Source organism: Paenibacillus foliorum, assembly GCF_013141765.1.
Taxonomy (GTDB): Bacteria; Bacillota; Bacilli; order Paenibacillales; family NBRC-103111; genus Paenibacillus_S; species Paenibacillus_S foliorum.
This window is the reverse complement of record NZ_WHOD01000079.1, coordinates 62,215-70,596: the sequence shown is the minus strand read 5'-3', so window position 1 is coordinate 70,596 and position 8,382 is coordinate 62,215. Positions and strand designations below refer to the sequence as shown.

Below are 8,382 nucleotides of genomic sequence, written 5' to 3'. Positions count from 1 at the left end.
CCAGTTTTCCTGCACTTAGCATCAGATCGCTCAGGTCGGCGTTCGAGGATGCTTCTTCAATCGGCGGTTCCACTCGTTTAACAGCCACTGTGTACGTTTTGGCTGTTTTATTGGCAGCTGTAACTATCACTTGAATCGGGTTATCGCCCACATTCAAGCTCAACCCTCCGTAAGTTGCTCCGCTCACACTTGCAGTACCGTTCACAGTCAGCGATGCTTTGACATCCGCTGCAGTCGGTGTAACCGCGATGCTTGAAACCGAATTTGCTACGGTTACGGTGTACGCTACTGTGCCGGAATTGAATGCAGGATCCAGTGTTCCCACACTAAGCTTAAGATCGCTCAGGTCGGCGTTGGAGGATGCTTCTTCAATCGGTGGCTCCACTTCCTCCACAGCCGTTACACCTTGTGCCTTCAAGTAATTTGTACCGCTGTTGTCCAGCTTATTTCCTCTAAGCACAATGTCAGCCCCAGCCTGAAGCTGAATACCATTGGTGTTCCCGGTAATTGTATTATTCAAAATCTGCACGTTTAACGGATCGCCCTTACCAATAAAGCTAGCATTTTCATCCCCTTTGTCATGCTCTAAGAGGATAGCCCAATAATTAGGGGCCGTATTATTGCGGATAATGTTATTTCTAATAATGGTTCCTGGCCCGTTTAAAACATTGATACCTACAGCTTCTTCTACATTCGTCGTATTTTCGATTAAATTGTTCTCAATAATCGTATCTGGCGTACCCATTGTAACCACAATACCTTCTCGGGAGTTTCTGATAATATTATCGTGGATATAGTTTTTGGGACCCGATTTACTATGGTTGCTTGGCGCTGTGCCCCCCGTATTACCGAGACCTACAGCTCCGCCGGTGGCAATATCGGTCACTTGATTGCCATAGATGTCATTTAAATACTCCAGTTCCCCATGAAGATCAATCGCATCCAGCTTAGTCTTATAGAAATGATTATTGCGTATGGTATTGTTATGTGCGACAAATTGAATGAGCGCTCCATGTCTTAAGTAAGAACCCTCAAAGGATGAGTTCTCCACCAAATTCCATCTTGTGTCATTGTCATACCCAAGCCGATCCACCTTCGCCATCCCTTGGATAGCCACTCCATACCCCGACCCTCCCGGACCTATATCGGTGGCATTGCGGAAGGTGCTGTTTTTTACAACTACATCATGACTGTTATCGATTCGAATTCCCATACGAGTGAACTTTTCAACCGTTACTTGATCTATGGTGATATTGTAGGAAGGATATTCTCCATAGTTCGCAATGACAATCATGCTATCCGGTCCGCCACTTGCCGGGTTGTTAACCTTATGATCTGTTGTATAGGTGCCTTCCCATGTTGAGGTTAGAGTTAAATTGGAAATAACCAGTTCATGCTGATTGGCCGCTTTTAACAGCGTACTGTTTTTGACTTTGTTAAGAGCTGTTTTCAAAACTGTTTCCGATTCGCTTTCACCACGAAGGTTGACCCCCGTTTTCAATATAAGATTAGTAGTACCATCAGGAGCTGTATTCAGATTGTACGTTCCATTCGGCAGATAAACCTCGTCTCCTTCATTCGCAGCCTGGATAGCCGCTTGAATAGCAGGACGATCATCCGTACCGTTATCTGCTGGGTCCGCACCATACTGCAGCACATTAATAACCCGGCCCGATGTTACATGGGGGATATGAACGGGACGGTTCGTGCCATCCGCATTAGTCATCCCCGGCTTGGTGAAAGGTACAGCTCCCGGTGGCGGTCCCGGTACCACATAAGGAATAATGGCAACCGGGGTATCCCCATTAGTGAATGGAGCATAAATATGAACATCCGTAATGCTTGTGAATGTGCTGCCATCCGAGTTGCCATGACCTGTGATTCGAACGTATCTAGCGTCCGTATCCGGTATGTCGAAGGCTTGCATAGCCGTAGTTTTGCCGCTGCTGGAACCGCTGAACCGCTGCGTCCACGTTATTCCGTCAACAGACGTCTCGATTTCAAAATTCGTTGACCGCGTATCTCCCTTATAGAACCCGACACCCACATATCCGACACGTTTGATTTCGTCCAAATCGTACATAATCCATTGCCCATCACCCGATGAAGACCAGCGCGTGTAGGAATTGCTGTCTATCGTGTTAATCTCGATGTTTCCATCGCTGCCGCTTGCAGTTACACCTATGACCGGTAGAGGCGTCAATGGTTCCGATAGCGTTGTCCGGCTAAAAGTCAGCGGAGACGTACTGATATTCCCTGCTGCGTCTACTGCTTCAACTTTGAATGTATAAGCTGCTCCTGGGCTCAACCCTACAGCATTATATGAAGTACTTCCTTTTACCGCTGCCAGCAACGTATTATTTTGATAAACCCGGTACTGGGTTACTTTGGTATTATCTACTGCAGCAGGCCAATATAAGTTGATGAAATCAGTCCCCAGGTTGGACACTGTTAACTTACTGTCGCTCAACCATGAAGGAGGTGTGTTATCGTTGGAAATATCGATGATCTCCTTAACCAATAAGTGTGGCCTCGGATTACTCGTACCGTTGGCTTCCTTCGAATATAGGTTTATGGAAATCCCCGTATTGGCCCCATCTCCCACCACAAAGGCAACCTTGCCTTGAGATAAATGGCTTCTGATATAATCTGAAGCATCCACACTATACAATTCCGGATTGCTCCCATTATCGGTCGACACCGTAAATTTGCCGATAAACGCAGCATCAGCCAGATTATTGATCGGTGCATTGTCCCATGTTAAGTTAGTTTCGCTCCAATCTGTATTCTCTATGCCGTAAAGGGACATCTCCACATTGGTGTTGGAGGAGCCTTTTTTCCCGGCTACTTGAAATATATATTTGTAAGCAGGATCGCTCAAGCCTGACAAATCATATTTGAAATAAACATATTTCTTATTGGTTTTTGATGAAGTGCTGAATAGTCCAACGCTTGTGCCCGTAGCAGAATTGAAATTCGTATCTGCTTTACTACTGTCAATGAGTGCATCATCCGTTGGCAACGGGCTTCCTATATCCGTTTCCACCACAGCCCCAGGTCCAGACGGCTGCTGGGGCACCACCGTTATTTCACTCTCCGCATATACCTGCTGATTGACGGAGGTTGTAACGTCTGCACGTATCTTCGTTTTCCCCGGACCTACAGCTGTCACCAATGCGGTTGTCAATCCGGAGGAGGATACGGTTGCAACACCGCTGTCATAAGTTGTCCATGTGACCGTCTTCGTTACTGTTTCATTTGGCGTTAGAGATACAGTCAACTCCTTCGACCCATTTGACTCTAATGTAAATACAGAAGGGTTCAATACGGCCGAAACATTCGGAACACCCGGATTAGGGTTGTTAGGGTTGTTAGGGTCGGTAGGATTGCCTGGTGTGTAGCCTTTTTTGTATAAAATGTGTTCGGTCACGGTCCTGTTCTTAACATGCTGATCCATAAATGCCCATGCCTCCGCATTGGCTGTTTCGGATGCTGCTCCAGTAAAACCGTGGCCCTGCCCGGGAACAACTTTGAAGTCAACGACATTAACACCCGCTGCTGTTAGTTGATTAGCAAATGTAACACTATCTGTATAAGGAATCGTAGAATCAGCGTCCCCATGCCGGATCCAGAATGGAGGGTCATCCGGAGATGCATATGTACCGGGCATTGCGAGTCTAGCTTGGTCCGGCACCGTGAAGGCTTTGTTGCCGCCTAAAAGAGCTGTTACAGAGCTATAATTGTTGGCAAAGGTAGTCGTGAAGTCAGCAGGCCCAAACCAGTCAGCCACTGCCTGCACTTTATCCGAATATTCCTGCCAGCCTCCTGTGCCTTCCAAATCCGGAACATTCACAGTATGACCATTATCAAGAACAACCTGATCGGTAGTCATAAGATCCCCGGTGGTACCAAGAAGTGAAGCAAGGTGGCCTCCCGCCGATGAACCCCAGACACCGATACGGTCAGGGTCAATATTATATAGAGCTGCATTTGCTCGCAAATAACGAATTGCCAGCTTCACATCCTGAATCTGAGCCGGAAAAGGTCCTTCTGGAGTGAGGCGGTAGTCAAGCGAAACGCCAATATATCCCCTCTTGGTCACATAACCGCATATGTTAGCCAGCGCTTGTTTCCTGTCTCCGTGATTCCAGCCTCCACCATGTATATAAACAACGACAGGCATTGGAGCCGTAGGCGGAGTACTAGGAACCGCTATCGACGTATATAAGGGCCGGCTTCCAGCCGTTCCTACTGCTACATCTTCATACAACGTAACCCCTTTTGGCACCGGAAACGGCACTGGCTCCGTTGTTGGAGGATTAGGCACAGGTGTTACGGCAGGCGGGATTCCCGGAATAGCTTGCCCTTTAATTGACACACTATCGATGTACATATTCGCCTGCATGGGATCTCCAACTCTGAATCTGAGCTTAAGATTCGTGTTGTTGTTAGCACCAGCTCCTATTACCCACGTTTTCAGCTTGTTGGATTCGCTGTTTTTTTGCTCTGCGGTGCCCTGAGGCAGCTTGAATTCTTCTATTGTCGTCCAACTGTTTCCTCCGTTCCCCGACCACTCCACTACAATACTTCCGCTAATATAAGATGAAGCCCTCGTATAGTAGCTCAGCTTGATATTTCCATACCCAGTCGTATTGAGCGGTAATGCCAGCGCATCCGTAGAATCGATTTTGACAAAATTGGGTAACGAGGGCGCGCTGGAAGAAACCGATGTTTTAGCCGCACTGCCTTCCTGTACCCAAGGTGACGGTATGGTCACATTGCCCTCTGAACCATAATTGTCCGGATCATCGAAATTATCGGAAAAGAATTCGATTTCCGGTCCTTCGGGCTGTGGAGTCGAAGGCTCTTCCGGTGTGCTCGAAATAGCCGTGCCTCTAACTTCCACATCATCTATATAGACGTTGCCTGCTAACGGTACTGCTGAATCCACGCTGAATCTTACTCTGACATCCGGAAGATTATCGATAGGTGTGTACGTTGCTGCCGTGATGGTATACGTTCTTTGTTTAAAAGAGCCTTGCGCTCCATTGATCGGATCCAAAGCAAACCAAGTTGATCCCCCGTTCGCGGAATACTCCACCTTTACGCTGCCGGCTGTGACACTTGATTTGTACCAGTAGCTCATCTGAATATTCTGGTATCCCACCGTACTAAGATGCAGGCTTAACGAATCAGTGGCATCCAGTTTTACACCATAGGTGCCTGTATGCATGCCGCTGGTTGTCGTCTTCACCATACTTCCCTTCAAACCATCTTGAGACCATAAGGATGGCGATGCAGTCGGGACAGCAACTCCATCACCATATTCAAAGCTGTCAAAAAAGAGCTGTTTGTCAGCTGGCTCAGCCGAAAGCGTTTGCATTCCAAACATTGGTGATACCACTGTCAGCAGCAGCATTATACATAAGGCAATACGTACCCCAATACTTCGCAGTAAGTACTTCATTTGATCTCCTCGCTCACTTTGTTATTATTAGCCCTAAAGAAAAACTGCATAGATGCCAGCTCTACACAGTTTCAGGCTCGGATATTACTTAGTTCTTGACAGGTTAACGCCATCTTTCTTTTCGAATCTCTCTGTAGCTTCTTTAATGACATCATTGCCGCCTTTTTGCTTCCATTCCTCCAAAACCTTCGGATAATCCGAGATCGGCTCCTTTCCATAAACCATTTTCAATACATGTGTAAGAATAACCGGCGGAAGCTTATCTCCAGTTGGCGCAATATCAGGATTCTTCAAATATCCCTGCAGCTGAGGATCGAATTGAATCCCATCTCGGCCTTCATTCGCCAATACCGTGTCATACAGCTTCATCAAACCTTGCCCCTCAGGTGTAAGGCTCAATGTTCCTTTGTTATAGGTCGTATCCTGAACAAGCCATAGTAAAACCTGTCTATACGTCTCCTCATCAACATCCTTTGCATTGGTAGGCGCTTTATAGTTGATCTTGCCGTTCTCTTCCGTGTAATTCTCGCCTTTAATCCCAAAGGTAAAAAATTTCTCCGCTTCGTCACTAACCATCCAATCGAAAAATTTAATGATAGCCGCGGGATCCTTTGCTTGTTTATTGATCAAATAAGCTCTAGTTACGTTACCTACAAGGCGCAAGCCGCCCTTGCCGTCCAGTCCGGTTGGGGATGCAATCAATTTCATCTTCCCTGTCGGAACGCTTTCTTTCAGCTGCTGATCCCATTGAATCAACAAGTTGGCATTCATGTTCCAAATCCCTGCTTTTCCGGCTATAATATCATTCTTAAACTTCGTCGGATTAATGGTTGCAAACTCTTTGCTGACCAAGCCTTCATCCACCATCGTTTTATAGGTTTGGATTGCCTTTTGCATATTTTCTACATTAAAGAACTTAGGAACGACCTTGTCTCCCTGCTTCATAAAGAAATTCCCAAAAACATCATAAGAGCCGAAGAAAGCATCCGCATATACGAAATCCTCCCGACCCATAAAAGGATTCTCAACACCCATTTTCTTGAACGCTCGCATTACATTGAGGTAATCTTCCACCGTTTTGGGCTCAGGAAGACCCGTTTTTTCCAATAAATCGGTACGTATCCACGTGGCTCTTCTGGAAGGATTCGATAACCACTCCGGTATAGCGTAAATATTTCCTTTGGCGTCAGTTTCTTTTTCCCATGCTTCTTTAGGTATTTTTTTCAAAAGGTTTTTGCCGTGCTTTTCCAACAAATCATTCAAAGGTATAAATACTCCTGCCTGCACCGAACCTGCCAATTGCGGATTAGTCAATCCTGAGCTCGCCTGTACAACATCGGGAATATCATTTATCGCAAACATTTGGATCATTTTTTGATCAAACTCTTTATGCGGCATTAACCGGATGTCCAAATCCGTATTCGTTAGCTCCTCCAGCTTTTTTACCCATTTCTCATCGTTAATGTTCGGGTGATTTTCCGCGTACGAAATGTTCCCTGAACGGAAGGAAATCGAGAAGGCCGCTTTCCCTCCTCCAGGCTTGCCTGCGTTTTCCGTTTCCTGCTTCCCTGCCTGTGAGCATCCTGCTGCTGTTGTGGCAAGTAAAGATGCGCTCAGTATGGATAAAAGCCATTTCTTTCTCATATCAATCTCCCCTTTAATAGAAATAGTTAAGTCTTCGAAAGCTTACTGCTACCCCAATTGAACGGCATGTTTCACAAGCGATTCCCGCAGTTTATTTACAGTTGGAAGCATTAAACCTGAAAGCTTTTCTCCCATCAAAATATGGCCGTAATCGGAAGGATGAATGAGATCACTAGTCAACGAGGTAAAGTCATCCATAATCTTGTTCCCATCCAATAAGTGCAAAAAAGGGTGGTTTCTGTTGGCAGTATACTTCTCCAAAACTTCGTTATAGCGTCTTTCAGCCTCGCTTAAAGCATGACTATAGTCGCTGAAATACGTAGCTCGGTTCGGATAAATATAGGTTAGAAACACCGGTTTCTCCGGGTGCCGTTCAATGATACGGTCTAGCAAATAAGTCGAGCGCCGTTCAAATTCCTCAACAGGAACAACTGCCCGCATGTTGACACCGATTTCAAGATAGACCATATCCCAGTCATTACGCTCCGCAATATGATCTGACAGCTCCTGTTCACAGAAGCAGGCTCCGCTAAGGCCCAAATTGAAAGCATCCATTTCCAGACGTCTGGCAGCCTGTTGTACATAACCGTTGTAATGGCTTAAAGCTCCTGCCCCTTGAGTTATTGACGAGCCGTAAGCTAATAGCGTCAATTGTGGCATCTCATGCTTATGGGGAGGCCTTACTTCAAATCCGAACGCATCGATGTCATAAAATACTGCACTGAATCGTTCAAAGAAAATACGCCATACGTTAGAAGAAAACGCTCTGTTGTTCAGCTTATCCGGGAATACTTGTGCGAACCTTTCGGGTTCTTCCAACTGGATGGTTGTTATGACCCCCGCCTCCAGCTGATGTGAGGAATGGAAGAAGTCGCCTTTGAACACCAGCACTTTACCGTTAGTATCCTGTGAGCCTAGCACCACTTGTACATACTTCGCTTCTGTAACAAAACGAAGCTCACAGCCGTTCGACTGTATAGCCTTCGTTCTTCCCTTCTCCGTTAAGCTGTGGCGAACCTGCTTCGGAAACCGGTGCAGTCTTAGTCCCGGCAGATGCGGGCGCTGTTCAAGCTCCGTGACATTATGAAAATAAACATCCTTTTGCTGCATCTTAGTTACCCCACCAATCATTTCACTTCGTCATTCTGACTCATATCTAACTCATTTATTTCATGATATCATTAATGTAAGCGTAGTCAATATGGTTTTTTTTAGTTCGTCTTGTGATTTTATGTGGTAGATAACGAATTTTATAATTGTAGAACGAAAAA

At 46.0% G+C, this 8,382-nt stretch carries 3 protein-coding genes; all 3 read right to left on the bottom strand.

Annotation, left to right across the window (positions count from 1 at the left end; all coding sequences use genetic code 11):
• The coding region (locus GC093_RS21540; protein WP_171653967.1) for an alpha/beta hydrolase fold domain-containing protein at positions 1–5,467 on the bottom strand (5,467 nt) is incomplete at its 3' end.
• A gap of 84 nt (positions 5,468–5,551) precedes the next feature.
• Positions 5,552–7,111, bottom strand: coding sequence for an extracellular solute-binding protein (locus tag GC093_RS21535; RefSeq protein ID WP_171653966.1), 1,560 nt, complete (start codon positions 7,109–7,111; stop codon positions 5,552–5,554).
• A gap of 48 nt (positions 7,112–7,159) precedes the next feature.
• Positions 7,160–8,221, bottom strand: coding sequence for an SGNH/GDSL hydrolase family protein (locus GC093_RS21530; protein ID WP_171653965.1), 1,062 nt, complete (start codon positions 8,219–8,221; stop codon positions 7,160–7,162).
• Positions 8,222–8,382: the final 161 nt, after the last annotated feature.

Excerpts from the sequence above, each read along its gene's own strand:
- GC093_RS21530 (WP_171653965.1), bottom strand. The coding sequence starts at position 8,221 with ATGCAGCAAAAGGATGTTTATTTTCATAATGTCACGGAGCTTGAACAG.
- GC093_RS21535 (WP_171653966.1), bottom strand. The coding sequence starts at position 7,111 with ATGAGAAAGAAATGGCTTTTATCCATACTGAGCGCATCTTTACTTGCC.